Annotated in this window: 16 protein-coding genes; 3 read left to right on the top strand and 13 right to left on the bottom strand. The window is 34.8% G+C overall.

Annotation, left to right across the window (positions count from 1 at the left end):
- Positions 1–371 precede the first annotated feature (371 nt).
- The 6 genes from ACLRVU_RS12370 to mscL form a co-directional block, all read right to left on the bottom strand.
- A complete protein-coding gene (locus ACLRVU_RS12370) occupies positions 372–1,799 on the bottom strand; it encodes an FAD-dependent oxidoreductase (RefSeq protein WP_412892083.1) in 1,428 nt (475 codons plus the stop codon).
- A 583-nt stretch (positions 1,800–2,382) separates the two neighbouring features.
- Positions 2,383–3,702 (bottom strand): carboxylesterase/lipase family protein, encoded by a 1,320-nt coding sequence (locus ACLRVU_RS12365; protein ID WP_412892082.1) that lies wholly within the window; start codon positions 3,700–3,702, stop codon positions 2,383–2,385.
- Positions 3,703–3,728: 26 nt separating this feature from the next.
- Positions 3,729–4,118 carry a hypothetical protein gene (locus ACLRVU_RS12360; protein ID WP_412892081.1) on the bottom strand — a complete coding sequence of 130 codons (390 nt, stop codon included), beginning with the start codon at positions 4,116–4,118 and terminating at the stop codon, positions 3,729–3,731.
- Complete coding sequence (locus ACLRVU_RS12355; RefSeq protein ID WP_412892080.1) at positions 4,090–4,569, bottom strand: Panacea domain-containing protein; 480 nt, start codon at positions 4,567–4,569, stop codon at positions 4,090–4,092. The genes ACLRVU_RS12360 and ACLRVU_RS12355 overlap by 29 nt, the downstream gene beginning before the upstream one ends.
- Before the next feature lie 135 nt (positions 4,570–4,704).
- The gene (locus ACLRVU_RS12350; protein WP_412892079.1) at positions 4,705–5,931 is read right to left on the bottom strand and encodes a hypothetical protein; all 1,227 of its coding nucleotides are present in this window, start codon (positions 5,929–5,931) and stop codon (positions 4,705–4,707) included.
- Positions 5,932–6,029: 98 nt separating this feature from the next.
- Positions 6,030–6,425 carry a large-conductance mechanosensitive channel protein MscL gene (gene mscL / locus ACLRVU_RS12345; protein ID WP_412892078.1) on the bottom strand — a complete coding sequence of 132 codons (396 nt, stop codon included), beginning with the start codon at positions 6,423–6,425 and terminating at the stop codon, positions 6,030–6,032.
- A gap of 118 nt (positions 6,426–6,543) precedes the next feature.
- Between mscL and tgt the strand changes: the two genes are divergently transcribed.
- The 3 genes from tgt to ACLRVU_RS12330 are packed head-to-tail and all read left to right on the top strand — an operon-like array spanning position 6,544 to position 9,345.
- On the top strand, positions 6,544–7,680 hold the full coding sequence (gene tgt / locus ACLRVU_RS12340) for a tRNA guanosine(34) transglycosylase Tgt (protein ID WP_412892077.1): 1,137 nt from the start codon (positions 6,544–6,546) through the stop codon (positions 7,678–7,680).
- 1 nt (position 7,681) lies between these two features.
- Entirely contained in the window at positions 7,682–8,707 is a 1,026-nt protein-coding gene (gene queA, locus ACLRVU_RS12335; protein ID WP_412892076.1) for a tRNA preQ1(34) S-adenosylmethionine ribosyltransferase-isomerase QueA, read from the top strand.
- On the top strand, positions 8,707–9,345 hold the full coding sequence (locus ACLRVU_RS12330) for an epoxyqueuosine reductase QueH (protein ID WP_412892075.1): 639 nt from the start codon (positions 8,707–8,709) through the stop codon (positions 9,343–9,345). Before queA ends, ACLRVU_RS12330 begins: the two co-directional genes overlap by 1 nt.
- Positions 9,346–9,506: 161 nt before the next feature.
- Here the strand turns inward: ACLRVU_RS12330 and ACLRVU_RS12325 are convergent, their stop codons facing one another.
- From ACLRVU_RS12325 to speD, 7 genes are all read right to left on the bottom strand, one after another.
- Positions 9,507–12,521 (bottom strand): glycoside hydrolase family 2 TIM barrel-domain containing protein, encoded by a 3,015-nt coding sequence (locus ACLRVU_RS12325; protein WP_412892074.1) that lies wholly within the window; start codon positions 12,519–12,521, stop codon positions 9,507–9,509.
- Between the two features lie 128 nt (positions 12,522–12,649).
- Positions 12,650–12,877 (bottom strand): DUF6054 family protein, encoded by a 228-nt coding sequence (locus ACLRVU_RS12320; protein ID WP_412892084.1) that lies wholly within the window; start codon positions 12,875–12,877, stop codon positions 12,650–12,652.
- A gap of 148 nt (positions 12,878–13,025) precedes the next feature.
- Entirely contained in the window at positions 13,026–14,156 is a 1,131-nt protein-coding gene (gene nspC, locus ACLRVU_RS12315; RefSeq protein WP_412892073.1) for a carboxynorspermidine decarboxylase, read from the bottom strand.
- 1 nt (position 14,157) lies between these two features.
- Positions 14,158–15,363, bottom strand: coding sequence for a saccharopine dehydrogenase C-terminal domain-containing protein (locus ACLRVU_RS12310; protein WP_412892072.1), 1,206 nt, complete (start codon positions 15,361–15,363; stop codon positions 14,158–14,160).
- 11 nt (positions 15,364–15,374) lie between these two features.
- Positions 15,375–16,214 carry a polyamine aminopropyltransferase gene (gene speE, locus ACLRVU_RS12305; RefSeq protein ID WP_412892071.1) on the bottom strand — a complete coding sequence of 280 codons (840 nt, stop codon included), beginning with the start codon at positions 16,212–16,214 and terminating at the stop codon, positions 15,375–15,377.
- A complete protein-coding gene (locus ACLRVU_RS12300; protein WP_412892070.1) occupies positions 16,214–17,665 on the bottom strand; it encodes an aminotransferase class I/II-fold pyridoxal phosphate-dependent enzyme in 1,452 nt (483 codons plus the stop codon). The genes speE and ACLRVU_RS12300 overlap by 1 nt, the downstream gene beginning before the upstream one ends.
- Positions 17,658–18,428: an adenosylmethionine decarboxylase gene (gene speD, locus ACLRVU_RS12295; protein WP_147551147.1), complete on the bottom strand. Its 771-nt coding sequence runs from the start codon at positions 18,426–18,428 to the stop codon at positions 17,658–17,660. Before speD ends, ACLRVU_RS12300 begins: the two co-directional genes overlap by 8 nt.
- Positions 18,429–18,546 lie beyond the last annotated feature (118 nt).

The raw sequence follows: 18,546 nt of genomic DNA, 5'->3' as shown, positions 1-18,546 counted from the left end.
TATGTAAAGAAAACAAAAAAGTGGTTTTCACCACTCACATATTTTATTATATCATATATTCCTATTAAAGAAACAGACTTTTTTAAACATAGAAAAACGATTGTATTTCCAATCATCTATGATTATTATATAAATAGAAAGAGGAAGAAGTTCTTCAATGATGTAATAATAAAAAGAAGAACAAATCCTTTGAGCATTGTTAATCTTAACCTATTTACCCCAAACACAACGTCCACAAAGTTAAGATTGAACGATGGAACAAATCATCAATATGGATCGTACAACAGAGTTTTTAAGAAAATTCTAACTCATAGTTAACTAACTGATGATCAACTATTAGATGAAATGTTCAAAAAGAGTTATGACAAAAGTCATAGCTCTTTTTCATTGCTTTCATCTTCACTAGCCACAATAGTAGACTCAATCGATTCAATAGCCGGTCCATCTAACACTTTACCCGTATAGTCAAAACGTGAACCATGGCATGGACATTCAAATGTATGTTCAGCAGAATTATATTTTAATATACATCCTAAATGGCTGCAGACAGGAACAAATCCATAATAATGTCCATTTTCTTTATAGACAGCAACCATTGTATCATCTAAATCTGTTACTGTTCCGCTATGATTATCCATATTTTCAATGTCGACTTTTTTTAAAACAATACGATCTACAATTTCTGCTTTCATTGTTCTTAATGCTAATCTTGAAAAAGCAGATGCACTGGTTATCGGTTTAAAGCGATGCGGTTCATACAAATCCTGATATTCACTTTCCTTATTCAATATTAATTCACTGATCAATTTTCCTGCAACATGACTCATAGTAATGCCCCATTTATTATAACCAGTCGCAACAAACATTGTGCGATCACCTTTATCATAATATCCAATCATCGGCAAACCGTCATGACTGATACAATCCTGATTATGCCATGTTTGAATTTTATCATAGACTCGCAGTGGTTTTTCTTTATCCCCTACAAGTCGTTCATTTGTCACATGTAAGTTATAATGATCAATATTGCGACGGCTATAGATATCTTCATCTTCACACAAAACAATTCGCCGATCTCTTTGCGGTGTCAGAAAAAGTGCCGAACGAACCTGATGCATTTTCAAAAAATACATACTAGGAAAATTAAAGATAGGATAGCGTGTCGCTACCACTACATATTTAGCGGTAATGCGATGCTGTCCAGTTTTTAAAACATGCTTATGCTGAATCTTTGTATGATTAAGCACTTTTGTATGTTCATAGATATTTACATTATCTAACGTTTCCACAATCCCTTTCATATATTTAACAGGATCAAAGGTTCCTAATGGAAACATCTTAATTTGATTGGTTGTAAACTCCATGGTGGAAATACTTCCTTCAAGCATGTCGTAAACTGTTTTTAAATCCTGTGGTTTATCAACAGAATAGAAATAATGTGGATTTACACTGAAATCACATTGAATATTATTTTTCTCTATGATTTCTACCAAGGAAATATATGCTTCTAAATTCGATTTAAAATACCGTAATGCTGTCAATTCACTAAAAGATTGCTTAATGTTTTTTAAAACACTTGGTTGGAAATACGAGATTTTTCCTGTCATATGAGAAGAAGAATGTGATCCAATCTCATCTCCTTCTACCAGTGTAATATGATACTGGCTGTCCTTTAAAAAGTATGCACACATGAGTCCCGTCAATCCACCGCCAATAATTAAAACATCAGTTTCAATATCATGATCCAATGCCGGGAACTTTTTAATTTTAGTTTTTTGCTGCCAATAAGATTCTTTCATTTTTATCACCCTTATAAGTATGACCAGAAAATAAAAGAAATATATATATTGAATTATAAATATTAATAAACAGCAATTTTATTATAATTTCAATAACTTTATAAACGTATAAATATTAAAATCCGAAATAAAAATTCCGGATTTACGTGATTTTAATGATGGATGACACCTTTAATATTGTTCTTCATCAGCTAATTTTATTTTAAATTTTGAACCTTCTTCTAAAGAAAGCCTCAGGTATTTCGCTTTTTTTGTATCTGGTATTTCATAAGATAGTGTAACTGTTTTACTTTCTCCAACTCCAACCTGAAAAGTCTTCTCGCTTAAAATAGTATTCTCATATCTCTTTCCGTCAATTTCTAACTGTCATAATGAACTATCACAAAAAACAATGTCTTCTGATCGATTTTCCACTTTTATATCGACATAAAGCGTTGACTTATCAGCAAAGGTAATTTCAGTCACATCATCTATAGTACTGAATTCTACATTTTTATATTCAATAATATCCCTTAAATGTAGATCTTTTGTTTAGTGCATCCTAATAAAAGCAAGAAAAAGCAAAAAATTATTATCTTTTTCATTAAATTTTCTTAGATTTGATAATTTCATCTAAGCATTGAATCCACTGTTCAACACTTGTCCATTTATGCCAAATAGGCAGATCAAAATGGTTAGGATCACCTTTTTTAACAAACTCGCTGAAATAGTAATTCATTTTATCTGATAATTCATAATCTCCAGGTGTAAATGGTCTCCAGCATCTTTTCAAAGTACCAAATTCATACCATAACTCGCCTGAATGGAATGCTCCCGCTTGATCGCCTGGCAATTCCTTTTCAAATGAATACACATAAACTGGGGCATCATGCAGCTGACTCTGCAATTTCGCAAATCCTTTTGTGGATTCAAGAATCGCATGTGCAGTTTCTTTGGAAAACAGTTCATCTTTCGTACATCCAATCATATAAGGAATATCGTGGAAAGCAGCTTTGGATAAAATCTTATCGCATTCCTCCACCAGCAATTCTCCATCAATATTCGGTCCTAGTAATTCTAACGGATTGATTTGATGGTCTGCCATATATTGGTGGATATCATGAACGAGTACCTTATATGGTGCCGCTCTTAATTGAGCTAAATCTTTGTATCCCAATCCGGCGATAACTTCTTTCATAATATTAGCCTGCTTCTCCTGCGTGATTTCCTGACAAATACTGTTTGTTCCAGCTGCACTTTGCATAATAGCTTTAGAAAAAAGCCCTTTTGTCTTATCCGTTGAGCAAATAATTTGGACACTTCGGCTTCCTGCTGATTGTCCCATGATCGTCATATTATTAGCATCTCCGCCAAAAGCTCCAATATGTTCATGAATAAATTGAATAGCTGCTATTTGATCATAAATCCCAAAATTTCCTCTTTCATTTTCCTCTTGAAGCCATGGATGAGATAAGAATCCCATCACCCCTAAGCGATAATTAATTGTCACTAGAATGACCTTTCTTGAACAGAACTTCGCTCCATCAAATTCAATTTCATGACCATATCCCCCTGTATACGCTCCGCCATGAATCCAAAGCAAAACAGGTAATTTTTCTTCTTGTGTTGTTGCCGGTGTCCAAATATTCAAATACAGGCTATCTTCTGACATAGCTTCTTGGTGTCCAAAAAATTCTTTTTGATAAAATGATCCTAATTCATGTCTTGGCTGAACACTGATCGGGCTAAAGGTATCCGCCATGTAAACCCCTTGAAATGGGTCAAGTGGCTGCGGTTTTTTCCAGCGTAAATTCCCAACTGGTGCCTTTGCGTATGCAATCCCTTTGAACACGGTATACTGTGGATGATCGTCCTGAATTCCGACATATGTCCCTAATTTTGTTTTTGCTTCTAATAATGCCATAAACAAACCTCCTTGTTCCCATTATACTACAACTTTAATTTAATTGTATCGTACTCCCTCATTAATTGTACAACTTCTTTATACACATGAGCGTCTACTTGTTTTAAATCGCCTAAAATCTGCCCAATCATTGCCTTATTAATGGTGGTTTGTTTATGACAACGTATAAAGCATTGCTCATGCAGCCCTAATTGATGACACAGCTGCAAAGATAAACAATAATCAAATTTGGGAGAATAAAATTCTCTGCGTTTCAGCGTTGCGATCGGCAAAACTAGAAACTCTTCATCAGATAAAGGGTAACCAGCCATAATTAAAGCCGGCCTAGCCTTATAAGCATAATGATGATTTTGCACATTATAATAAGGAAACAAGGTAATCACAATTTTACCGCCCCACATCTGCATGTTCTTCAAAAAAGCAACCCCAATCTGTATCAAATGGTTTTATCCTTTTGGCATCTTTCACTATATCACTCATCTTTAACGGTTTTGTGCCTATTTCATTTTTACACATGGATTTTCTTGAATTCCTCCAAGAGATTTCCTGATGTGTTAAATGACATAAATCTATGGATTGGCGATTCCCATACTGCTTTAGCACACTATCTATCAGCATTTCTGTCTGAAGCGAAATCGGAATAGAAAAATCTTCTATGCGATAGAATATACTTCGCACTTCCAAAGATACCGGGCCATGCACCCAGCCAATCAGCGGTTCCTTGAATAGTGGCTGATGATAAAGATTTAAGGCTTCACGCTGTAATAGATATAATAATTTATGAAGTTTCATCTCATCAATAGTCTGCCCGTAAAAAATACGATAACGATTATAAAGATTAGCCGCTATATGCTCTACCTGATTCATAATATCACCATATACATTATAGCAAATTCCGCTTGACCATTGGTTCCATCTTCATTCCAACTTTACAGCAAAAATCCTGCCAGTTAAACATTTAACCAACAGGATCCATAATTGCACATGACACAGTTATAATTTTTACGAAGTTTCCCTAATAATTTCATCCTCCATCCAATGAAGTTTACGATCAATAACAAAATGATCGATCAGTAAACCTAACGATACCGCCAGCAATAAACCACGATATAAATTAAATCCTCCGTAGAAATAATTCAGTCCATAGAAAATAAGAAGTCCGGAAATTCTTCCTGCTGCCGTAGGAAATTCGCAGGCGATGATGTAATCTCCGTCATTAAACCCATCTTTCGCCCTTGAAGAAAGCTGATACTTCATGGTTTGGAAGATGACAGAGTTCCAGCATAAGATAACACCATTTAAGATAAAACACATGACCAAGCTCCATGGTTTAGCCACAATAGCTAAGGTTCCAATGGAAATTAAATAAATGATTGATGCCCATAAATGATACTTCTTTTGATTTTCTAAAGTAAATTTACTAGCGATAAAAATTGAACTCAATACACCAATTAATGACATCGCTGAGTTCAGATTTCCGATGATCTGCTCATTATTTAGAATGATATATGCAAATACCATAAATATCTGTCCATAAATTGCTTCTCTTAATCCAAAACTAAAATTATAATAGCGATTTGCATTCCAGTATTTATTATGCCTTAATTTCAAAATAGGTAAAACATGGTATTCTTCATCGAACTTGACGTTCTTAAGCAAACAGGAAATAATAATAGCTAAAATATAAACAATAACACTAAATGCAAATAAGATATAGTAACCTGTTAATTCACTGTAGCGCACTATAACCGCCCCGGAAATCATAGGAGCAACTACTCCAAAAATATAGCTAAATGAGGTCTGATAGCTAAAGAATGTCGCACGATGTTTTTCGCCGGTAAATTTTCCTACTAGAATATTGAAAGCAAAGTAATACATTCCCATTCCAATACCATTAAAAATTCCTAGATAGATTAAATACTTGCTTGCCTCAGCCTGCAGCAACAAAATAAGACTGTAGTAGATAACAGACGATACAATTCCTACTTTCAGCAAAGTAAGAATAGATCCTTTTTTGACATAATATGTCCCAAACAAAAATGAACCTAACAATGCAATATAGTTGGAAACATTTTGCAGAATCATCAATCCCATATTATCCGTTAAACGTATCAAATATACATTGACAAATGTTGCTGCAATCGTCATTCCAGATAGGAATAAGATTCCAACCATCAATAAGATTTTCGCATCTCTTGATAAAGGCTCTCGTTTCTTTTTCTTCTTCATATGATTATCCCCCTATTAATGCGATAATAGCGCGTTTATCTGAGGAAACAATCATTTTTTCATAGTGTGAAAGTGTTTTCACAAACAGGAAATAAGGTCTAGTTTTTTGTTTCTTTTAATAGATCCCTGATCTCAGTAAGAAGCAATTCTTCTTTTGTTGCTTCGGGTACCTTTGTGGTCTCTTCTTGAACCTGTTTTTCTTTCATTAATCTTCCAATAACCTTCATCATACAAAAAATACTAAATGCAACTATTATAAAGCTGATAACAGCATTCAAAAAATTCCCATAGTTAATCAATGCTTCACCCAGTTTAAAATTTAACTTTTCAAAATTAGCAACACCGGTAACTGCTGAAATAACAGGTGTAAATATATCTTTGACTAAAGAATTAACGATTGCCGTAAAGGCACTCCCCATTACAACCCCAATCGCCATATCCAACACATTGCCTCTCATTGCAAATTTTTTAAACTCCATAAAAAATTTCTTCATCGAAAATTCCTCCTTCGATTTTATTATACGGACTTATCGACAAATTGCAACATCGTACATTTTAGTACCATTTCCCTTCGATTTGTGTTACACTGGTAAACGGAATTGGAGTGATATAATGGACAATTTTTGGTATGAACTTAAACATGTGTGCAAACAAACGGGGGCCCGTTATGGGATTCTGCACACTCCCCATGGTGATGTAGAAACACCTATTTTTATGCCGGTAGGCACTTTAGCGACTGTTAAAGGAATTTCTCCTGAACAATTAAAAGAAATGAACAGTGGAATTATCCTTTCAAATACGTATCATCTTTGGTTAAGACCTGGTGAAGATGTGGTTGAGCAAGCTGGTGGTTTACATAAATTTATGAACTATGACCGTCCAATCTTGACAGACAGCGGTGGTTTTCAAGTATTCTCATTAGGAAAAACAAGAAAGATTGAAGAAGAAGGTGTAACCTTTAAAAGCATTATTGATGGAAGCAAATTATTTCTTTCACCTGAAAAAGCGATTGAAATACAAAATAAATTAGGCGCAGATATTATTATGTCATTTGATGAATGTGCCCCTTATCCCTGTACGCATGATTATATGAAACACAGTGTAGAGAGAACATTAAGATGGGCAAAGCGAGGACAGTCCGCACATCAAAAAAGCGACCAACAAGCTCTTTTTGGAATTGTTCAGGGGGGAGAATTTGCTGATCTGAGAGAAATGTGTGCCAAAGCCTTAGTAGAAATGGACTTCCCGGGTTATTCAATTGGCGGTACAAGTGTAGGTGAGCCTAAAGATATTATGTATAAAATGATTGACGATGCAGTTAAGTGGCTTCCAGATCATAAACCTCGTTATTTGATGGGTGTAGGAAATCCAATTGATTTAATTGAAGGTGCAATGCGTGGTATTGATATGTTTGACTGTGTATTGCCTACAAGAGTTGCACGTCATGGTGCATTAATGACAAGTCATGGTCGTGTTAATATTAATAATGAAAAGTATAAATATGATTTTACTCCTCTTGATCCGGAATGTGACTGTTATACATGTAAGAATTATACAAAAGCATATTTGCGTCATCTGCACAAATCAGAAGAATTATTCGGAAAGAATTTACTATCGATTCATAATGTGCGTTTTCTCTTAAAACTAAGTGAGAACATACGTCAAGCCATACGTGAAGATCGATTGGCTGACTTTAAAGAAGAGTTTTTAAATAAATATGGACGTGATGTTTACGAAAGGGCGTTTTAGTATGAAATTAAGTGATTTTGATTTTGATTTACCTGAGCATTTAATTGCCCAAACTCCCCTAGAAAAAAGAGATACCTCTAAATTACTGGTTTTAGACCGTAAAACCGGTAAGATTGAGCATAAACATTTTTATGATATTATTGATTATTTAAATGAAGGGGATATTTTAGTACGCAACAACACAAAGGTTATTCCTGCACGATTATTCGGCACCAAAGAAGAAACCAATGGACATGTTGAAGTGCTGCTGCTAAAAGAACTTAATGAAAATATTTGGGAATGTCTGGTAGGGAATGCTCGCATTGTTAAAGTGGGAACCCTCATCACTTTTGGTGACGGATCATTAAAAGCAGAATGTATTGAAGTTAGAGAAGAAGGCATTCGTTTATTCAAAATGATCTATGAAGGCATTTTCTATGAAATCCTAGATCGCTTAGGGACAATGCCCTTACCGCCTTATATTAAAGAACGCTTAGAAAACCCTGATCGTTATAATACTGTTTATGCGAAAATTGAAGGTAGTGCTGCCGCTCCCACAGCAGGACTGCATTTTACTGAAGCTATTAATAAAAAGCTGTTGGAAAAAGGAGTTCAGATTGTAGATGTTACTCTTCATGTTGGGCTGGGAACATTTCGCCCTGTCAAAGTGGATAATGTATTGGAGCATCATATGCACAGTGAATTTTATATGATCTCTAAGGAAAGTGCAGATATACTCAACAAGGCAAAAACTAATGATCAGCGTATCATCAGTGTTGGAACTACTTCAACTAGAGTTTTAGAATCAAATTATACAAAATACCATACTTTTAAAGAGACAAATGAAAGTACTGATATTTTTATTTATCCCGGATACGAATTTAAAGCGATTGATGCCTTGATTACTAATTTCCATTTACCAAAATCAACATTATTAATGTTAATTAGCGCATTGGCAAATAAAGATTTAATTATGAAAGCTTATCAGGAGGCCATTGAAAGAGAATATCGTTTCTTTTCTTTTGGTGACAGTATGTTTATCTTATAATGGAAAAACGAAATTTTGATTTATTATTTAAAAAGGAATTAGAAAAAATCAAGGATAGTCGGCCATCACTATTATTGCATGTATGCTGTGGACCATGCAGCAGCAATGTTTTGAAAGAATTATGTGAACAATTTGAAATTACTATCCTGTATGCCAACTCAAATATCTATCCTGAAAAAGAATATCAGCGTCGCTTTCAGGAATTGGTTGATTTTATTGCACAGTTCAATCAGGATTATTCACAAAATATTGTAATCATTGAAGAACCTTATCGTCCGCTTGAGTTTTTAAATCATCTAAATCCATTAAAAGAAGAAAAAGAAGGCGGAAAACGCTGTTATTTATGTTATAGTCTGAGAATAGAATCTGCCTATCGGTACGCATCTTTACACCATTTTGATTATTGGACTACAGTCCTAAGTGTATCTCCACATAAAAACAGTCAATGGATTAATCAGATCGGGGAGTCTAAACCCCAAGATAGAACTCACTTTTTATATGCAGACTTTAAAAAGAACAATGGCTATAAAAAATCTGTAGATATGGCAAGCCAATATGGCTTATATCGTCAAAACTATTGCGGATGTTTGTTCTCTTATACAGAGATGTTGGAGAGAACCTCAAAAACTAAAGAATAGCTATAAACTAAAATACATCTCATGATTTGAAAGATTGAATTAAGAGATGTATTTTATTACGTCTAATATAATAAGAGAATAAAAATATATAAAACATTGCCAATAATAAAAAACTACCTTTCGGACTTCATGTCTTGATAAGGTAGTTTTTATTTTATAAATTAACGAATATGACCATTGAAACTAAACTTAAATACATAGTGTTCTTGGTTCGATAATAAATATTCATCATGAGTTTTGGCTCCCCATGTATTATCTCCAGCAATTCCCATCTGAATTTTATTAATACGTACAACACTTTGATATGGTAAAGGCAGTTCAAAAGGATGACGAGCACTTTCCATCTCAATTGGTGTATAAGGGATCGCAGAAAATTCAAAAACATCATCAATAAAACTGAAATGTAATCCTATTTCATCCTTATTATAGATATCCGCATATCGAACACCCGTTCTGTTTCCACATTCCTGTGGCATTAAATATGGCGTTAAATTTTCATAAATAGTATATTGATAGATTCCCAGCATTGTCCCCTGCTGACGATCAATATAGTTCTCCATAGGTCCTTCCCCATAAAATTCAACGTTCTCAAAATCCAACGGTAATTTAAACATCATTCCAAATTCTGGCATTTCAATTTGTTCAGCTGAAGGCTGGTAATCTAAAGTAACATCTACTTTACCATTGCCATCCACTAAATAAGTAACTTCTATCTCAGTTTCCACATTTCCCGGTAAGATATGCTGATAAATTATTTCAACACTAGTACCATCTTCATTTAGCGTTGCTTTTTGGAATATAGCTTTTTGGTATAAACTGGCACTAAACCATTGCCCATAACGAAATCCGTATTTATTTCCTGTATCATTTTGAGTAGAGGCACGATAGAAATTAGGCTTTGGTACTTCTTTAATCAATGATTTACCAAGATAATTATATTCTATAACTCCGCCATGGATCTTAGAGAATATAATATGAAAATCTTCTCCAATAACCCCCACATTAGCAAAATCATCAGTGATACGGATTTTTTTATTTGACAAAGTCTGTACAGGCTGATATGGATAAATATATTCTTCCTGTGCCACAATATGTCCGCTGTCGCTATATATTGTATCTTCCATTGTCGTATAAACAACCTGTACACAATATTCATTTTGTTCATCTAAAGGCGTAAATGGATTTTTAATTGTAATTGAATCATGAGGCATAACATTTAGGATCATCTCTTCCGATTCGATTTCTACACCATTACGCAAGATCATAATGGTAGTGACAAATTCATCAAGATTCGTAAATAAATAATGATTCGTGATCGTAATATTCTCATCCGTAATAGTTGTGTCGATACTTTGATAATTGTATTTTACTTCCTGCATTTTAGGCGTTAGCTGACGGTCTGCAAAAACAATGCCATTTCCACAGAAATCATAATCACTCGGTCTTTCTCCGAAATCTCCGCCATAAGCATAAAACTCATTATTATAACGATCTAATGTATAAATGGCCTGATCCGCAAAATCCCAAATGAAGCCACCTTGATATTGTGGATATTTTTTAACTAGGTCTGTATATTTATGCATCGCTCCATTAGAATTTCCCATGGCATGAGCATATTCACATAAGATGAATGGCTTTTCCGGATGTTCCTGAATAAATTTTTCTACTTCATCTGCTGGAGTATACATCTGGCTTTCCATATCACTTGTATTTGGATAGCGACGATCCCAAGCAATTCCTTCGTAATGAACAAGCCTTGTATCATCGCGTTCTCTAAAGAATTCCGACATCATAAAGATATCTTTTCCTCCGTATGATTCATTTCCGCATGACCAAATCACAACACTTGGATGATTTTTATCACGCTGAAACATCGAATTGGCACGATCAATTAAATTTGCTTCCCATTCCGGTTTGTCATCTGGTAAGATAATATCTTTGTCATAAAAATCTGTCCATGTGCCATGTGTTTCTAAATTTGTCTCATCGATTACATACAATCCATATTCATCGCAAAGCTTATAGAAATAAGAATTATTTGGATAATGTGATGTACGCACTGCATTCATATTGTTTTGTTTGATAATCAAAATATCTTCTAAAATTTCTTCTTTAGTAATAGCACGCCCAGATTTAGCACTAAATTCATGACGGTTAACTCCGTTGAATACAATGCGTTCACCATTGATACACATTAAGCCATCTTTCATTTCAAACTTTCTGAACCCAACACGCTGATAAATAATCTCTTTTACTTCCCCCTTATGAAGAACCGTTAAAATTAACGTATATAGATGAGGATATTCTGCACTCCATAGCAGCGGCGATTCAACCGGAATACTTAATAGCGGATTCTTTTCGGTTATTTTAAATTCATGTTTTAATACTTCTGTCCCATCAGGATCTAATAATTCACTTTGAATAACACAATGTTCAATTTTCCCTTTAACTTTTAATTCTATTTCAATATTGGCTTCATCGAAAGGCTCTTCCATTACCGTTTTTACAAATAAATCTTTAATATGTGTTGAGGGAATGCTGTAGAGTTCAACATCTCTGAAAATACCAGAGAAACGCCAAAAATCCTGATCCTCCAGCCAACTTCCGCTACTGTATTTAAAGACTTGAACTGCTAACTTATTTTCTCCTTCTTCTAAATAAGGGCTTAAAAAGAAAGTTGAAGGTGTAAAACTGTCTTCACTATAGCCTACAAATTCACCATTCAACCATAATGCAAAAGCGGTTTCAACACCATGGAAACAAATATACAGCTTTTGATCTTTCATTTTTTCAGGCACACTGAAATATTTTACATAACTGCCAACCGGATTAAAATGTTCCGGAATTTCTCCAGGTTTAATCCCTTCTCTGCCTGACCACGGATACATTTGATTAACATACATGGGTTTATCGTATCCTTGCATTTGGATATGTCCAGGTACTTTGATATTATCCCAGTCTTTGCAATCATAATCCTTTTGTTCAAAATCACGAATCGTTTCTTTGTAATTCTTTGCATAGTGGAATTTCCAAACTCCATTTAAACTGTGCTTAAAGCTGCTTTCATCCATCAGCATTTCTTGTGAACTAGCATAATAGCTATGATCTGAATGCGCTTTCTCACGATTGATTTCAAAACATTCTGGGTCTTTTACCCATTGATAATCAAATTTCATTTTCTGTCCTCCTTGATATCTATAATTGATCTTACTATCTCTATTATAAACTTCATTTCCCCTGTTGCCTAGATAAATTGACGGCAAAAAAAGACTTCGCTAATATGAAGTCTTATTAACGTAGTGTTCTATAGCTTCTTGTAGTTTTCTAAAAATGCTCCTTCACCAAATCTATCGAGACTAAAGGTTATGCCTTGACTCCTACATGTTGAAATACTAATAATATACACATCTGCTTGATCAGCTAAAATTGTAATATTTAACCTTATGTGATAGCTGACGATATATTTGTGACGTTCATAGATTAGAACTGCACAGTCTACACCATTTAGGTTTATATAGCTTTCTTTTTCAATAAAGCGATAAAGCTTTCCTCCATAATCTCCTGTTTAAGCCATTCAAACACTTCTTTAAAGCCACCTTGAAAATGAGTTATATATTTTGCCGTCGTGACTTCCTATATTTATCTTATAATATTATAAAAAAACAGATGCATTGCACCTGTTATAATCTCGACTTAAAATCATCATAGTTAAATTCTCTAATCAAAACATCCTCACCATTTACTTTATGTAAATAAATACTTGGCAAATTTATCCCATTAAATGTATTATTTTTAACCATTGTATAGATTGCCATGTCTTCAAAAACGATATGCTGTCCAATTTTCAATGGCTGATTAAAAGAATATTCCCCAATAACATCACCGGCTAAACATGTCGGTCCACCTAATAAATAACTATAAGGTAAGACTTCCGGTAAATCACTGTCAATGATACGCGGACGATAAGGCATCTCCAATACATCAGGCATATGACATGCAGCTGAAGTATCCAAGATACAGTTAATCACTCCATTGACATTGAAATCAAGGACTGATGTTACTAAATATCCTGCATCAAGAGCTACTGCTTCTCCAGGTTCTAAGTATACATCTAAATTATATTTATCCTGCATAAATCGAATACACTTAATAAGTGTTTCAATATCATATCCTGCTTTTGTAATATGATGGCCACCGCCAAAATTAATCCATTTCATTTTCTTTAAATAAGGTTCATAATGCTGATCAATAATCTGCAATGTGCGCCATAAGACATCTGAATTCTGTTCACAAAGAGAATGGAAATGCAGCCCCTCAATCCCTTTCAGCTGACCTTTTTGGAACTGTTCAAGCGTAATTCCTAAGCGTGAATGACTGGCACAGGGATCATAAATTCCATGATCTTGCTCTGAATATTCGGGGTTAATGCGTAATCCGCAGCTTATCTTTTTAGAAGCACGACTTACTTTATCCTTATACATTTCCCACTGATTAAAGGAATTAAAGACAATATGGTCACAATAGTGTAAGATGGAGTCAAAATCCTGTGGAATATAGGCAGGTGAAAAAATGTGTACCTGTTTCCCCATTTCTTCATATCCCAGACGTGCCTCATTGATTCCACTAGCCGTGATGCCATCAAGATATTTTCCAAGCAGAGGGAATACGCTGTACATTGAGAAAGCTTTTGCCGCTAATAATATATGGCATCCGGTACGTTCTTTAATACTCGCAAGAATTTTAAGGTTAGATATTAATTTATTTTCATCAACGATGTAAGATGGAGTACTGTATTGATTAAAATCTATCATTTTAATCTACCAATACCGGATTAAAAGATTCCTGCCATGGCAATCCACATACGTTTAATTGTTCCATGAATGGATCAGGATCAAATTCTTCAACGTTAAACACTCCTGGTTTTTTCCATTTTCCGGTCAATACCATCATTGCTCCGATCATTGCCGGTACTCCCGTTGTATAGGAAACAGCCTGTGATCCCACCTCTTTATAGCAGGCTTGGTGATCGCATACATTATATAAATAATATGTTTTTTCTTTACCATCTTTTACACCACTAAATATACAACCAATATTGGTTTTACCTATTGTTCTTGGACCTAAGCTAGCAGGATCCGGTAACACAGCTTTTAAAAATTGTAATGGAATAATCTTCTTTCCTTCAAATTCAATAGGTTCAATTGAAGTCATGCCAACATTTTCCAAACACTTTAAATGTGTCAGATAGCTCTCTCCAAAAGTCATAAAGAAGCGAATTCTTTTAATTCCCGGAATATTAATTCCTAAAGATTCCAATTCCTCATGATGTAATAAATACATATCCTTTTTACCTACTTGTGCAAAGTCATATTCTCTTTTAATTTCCATTGGCTTTGTTTCTATCCATTTGCCATCTTCCCAATAGCTTCCGTTTGCACTCACTTCACGAATATTAATTTCCGGATTAAAATTAGTCGCAAAAGGATACCCATGATCCCCGCCATTACAATCTAAAATATCAATATAATGAATTTCATCAAACTCATGTTTTAAGGCATAGGCACTAAATACACCTGTTACACCGGGATCGAATCCACATCCTAGAACTGCAGTTAATCCAGCTTCTTCAAACTTTTGTTTATATGCCCATTGCCATTTATACTCAAACTTTGCTGTGTCTAACGGTTCATAATTTGCCGTATCTAAATAATCCACCTTACATTCTAAACAGGCATCCATGATTGTTAAATCCTGATACGGCAACGCTACATTGATACAGATATCCGGTTTAAATGTATTCATTAAATTCACCAGTTCTTCTACTTTATCTGCATCCACTTGAGCAGTGTGAATAATTGTCTTTGTTTTATCTTTCAATGCGTCTTTATACGCATCACATTTTGATTTAGTTCGGCTTGCGATCATAATTTCTCCAAACACATCACTATGCTGACAGCACTTATGAATCACTACCCCTGCTACGCCACCAGCGCCGATAATTAAAGCTTTTTTTGCCATCTTTCTTCCTCCTAATGTTTCTCTAACATATCCAGTACATAGTTTGGCAGTTTAAAACAGCCATCATGTAACTCTGTATTATAATATTTAGTTTTTATGTTAAGTTTATTCCAAGCTGATACATCTGTTTGAGGATTAAGTCCTTTGCTCGCAAACCCAAACAGCCAATGACCGGACGGATAACTGGGAATATGTGCCTGATAAACTTTTGCTACTTCAAATGTTGAAGCGATCTTTCGATGCGCACGCATCATTGCCAAAGCATCTTCGCTGTAATAAGGACTTTCATGCTGATTAATTAAAATACCATTATCTTTTAATGCCTTATAACAATTTCCGTAGAACTCTTTTGTAAACAAACCCTCACCCGGACCGAAGGGGTCTGTTGAATCGACAATGATCAAATCATATTCATTATTGACAGTTCTGACAAATTTCAATCCATCTTCATAAAAAACAGTCACTCTTGGATCATCAAAACTTTTTGCTATGGAAAAATATTGTCGGCAAACTTCCACCACTAACCGGTCAATCTCTACAACATCAATTTTTTCTATTGAAGAATAACGAATCAATTGATTTACCGTTCCACCATCACCAGCACCAATAACAAGGACCTTCTTTATCTTTGGATTGACCGCCATCGGCACATGGGTAATCATCTCATGATAAATAAATTCATCTTTTTCGGTCAGCATGACAACTCCATCCAGTGTCAGAATTTTTCCAAATTCATAGGTTTTCAAGATATCAATTCGCTGAAATTCACTTTGTTTACTATAAAGATGTTCATCAACACGAATAGATAATTTAACGTCATCTGTATGTTTCTCGCTGTACCACAGTTCCATTACTCCACCTCCACTATATTTAAATAATTTAAATCCATATCTTCCGTTCCGGTTAATACACAACCCTTTTCTTTAGCGAAATCTATATATTTCAAAATATCCTTAGTAATTTTTTCTCCCGGAGCCAGTATTGGAATTCCAGGGGGATAACACATTACAAATTCCGCACACACCATTCCCTCCGTTTTATCAATCTCCATTGCTTTCTTTTTTGCATAAAATGCAATTTGAGGGGAATAGATAACTTCCGGATCAATATATTCATGATCATAAAGACCACTTGGATCTTTGGAAGCAGTACGGCTGATTTCAGCTAAAGCAGCGATTAGTCGCTCAATCTCAAAGGGACGATCCCCTACTGAAATAATAGCTAGGATATTTCCAATATCACCAAATTCTATTTGTATATCAAAATCATCTCTTAACAGATCATACACTTCGATTCCGGCTAATCCCATTTGGCGTGTATGAATAGAAAGCTTCGTTACATCAAAATCATAAAGATCATCGCCATTGCACAATTCTCGGCTGAAAGCATAAAGTCCTGAAATTTTATTGATTTCCTGTCGTGCATAGTCCGCCATTTCTACTACTTTCTTAAAAATTTCTTTTCCATGGATTGCTAATTCGCTTCTAGCAATATCTACTGAAGACATCAACAAATAAGATCCTGAAGTCGTTTGTGTCAGATTGATCACCTGTCTTACATAATCAGCATTCATCTCTTTTCCTAAAAGCAGCAATGAGCTTTGAGTCAGACTTCCTCCGGTCTTATGTGTGCTGACAGCTGCCATATCCGCCCCCGCTGCCATCGCATTGATAGGAAGATTTTCGCCAAAATAAAGATGTGTCCCATGTGCCTCGTCGGCTAAAACCTTCATTCCTGCCTGATGACCTAAAGCAACAATTCTTTTTAAGTCCGAACAAATTCCATAATAAGTTGGATTATTTACAAGAATAGCTTTAGCATCAGGATGTTTGTTTATCGCAGCTTCTAAATCCGCAATTTTCATCCCTAATGAAATTCCAATCTCTTTAGACATTCCCGGATTAACATAGACAGGGATTGCCCCGGTAATAATCAATGCATTGATTGCACTGCGATGCACATTGCGAGGCATGATAATTTTATCCCCACGCTTACAAACGGTCATAATCATCGCCTGAACAGCACTGGATGTTCCATTCACCATGAAGAAAGCATGCGCTGCACCAAAAGCTTCTGCCGCTAACTCCTCAGCTTCTTTAATAACTCCGGTGGGATGACAAAGATTATCGAGTGGTTTCATTGAGTTGACATCAACATCCAGACAGGCTTGTCCTAAAAACTCTGTTAAACGCTTATTTCCTCTGCCCTGTTTATGTCCGGGTACATCGAATGAAACAATGCGATTATGTTTATATTCATTTAATGCTTCATAAATAGGAGCGCGGCTTTGATCCTTAATCATATATATTTCTCCCACTGTAAATTTCTATCATTTCTTTTCTTAAATTTTGTGTAATCTGTAATCGTTCTTCCGGAGTCAGTTCGTAAGTATCTATTTTAAATAAATAGTTTTGTAAGATAATATCTTTGATCAAAAGTCTGGAATGGAAGATATTGGATTGGTAAACATTTACATCAACCGCATCATATTTTCTTTTGATTTTTTCATCAATATAATCTTGAATCGAGGTAATATCATGATCAATAAAGCATTTTTTCCCATTAAGATCACGTGTAAAACCACGTACCCGATAGTCAATAGTAATAATATCTGAATCAAAGCTTTGAATAAGATAATCCAGTGTATCAAGGGGAGTAATCTCTCCACAAGTTGATACATCAATATCCACTCTAAAAGTGGCAATGGAAGTTTCCGGATGATATTCAGGATACGTATGCACCGTAACATGAGATTTATCTAAATGCCCAACAACACTTTCTCCACTGCCATTATTATTGATCTTAAATTCCTCTGAAATCATGAGGGTAACACTAGCGCCCTGAGGTTCGTAGTCCTGTTTGGAAATACTCAATACTTTTGCCCCAATCATTTCTGTAACTTGACAAAGTATATTGGTTAATCTTTCAGAGTTATATTGTTCGTCAATGTATTTAATATAATCAAGCTGTTCCCGTCTGGTTTTGGCGTAACATACATCATATATGTTAAAGCTTAAAGTCTTAGTTAGATTATTGAAGCCATATAATTTTAATTTTCCATCCATAACGGTTCCTCCATTGTATAATATAAAAACGCAGGCAATGCCTGCGATTAAGATAGCTGAAAATAATAGGTTCACCATTTCATCTCTTGATCTAATCCAAGCATTAATACTTAGTATA

It is taken from the genome of Beduini sp. (assembly GCF_047239305.1).
Taxonomy (GTDB): Bacteria; Bacillota_I; Bacilli_A; order Erysipelotrichales; family Coprobacillaceae; genus Beduini.
This window is presented reverse-complemented; position numbering and strand designations above follow the sequence as displayed.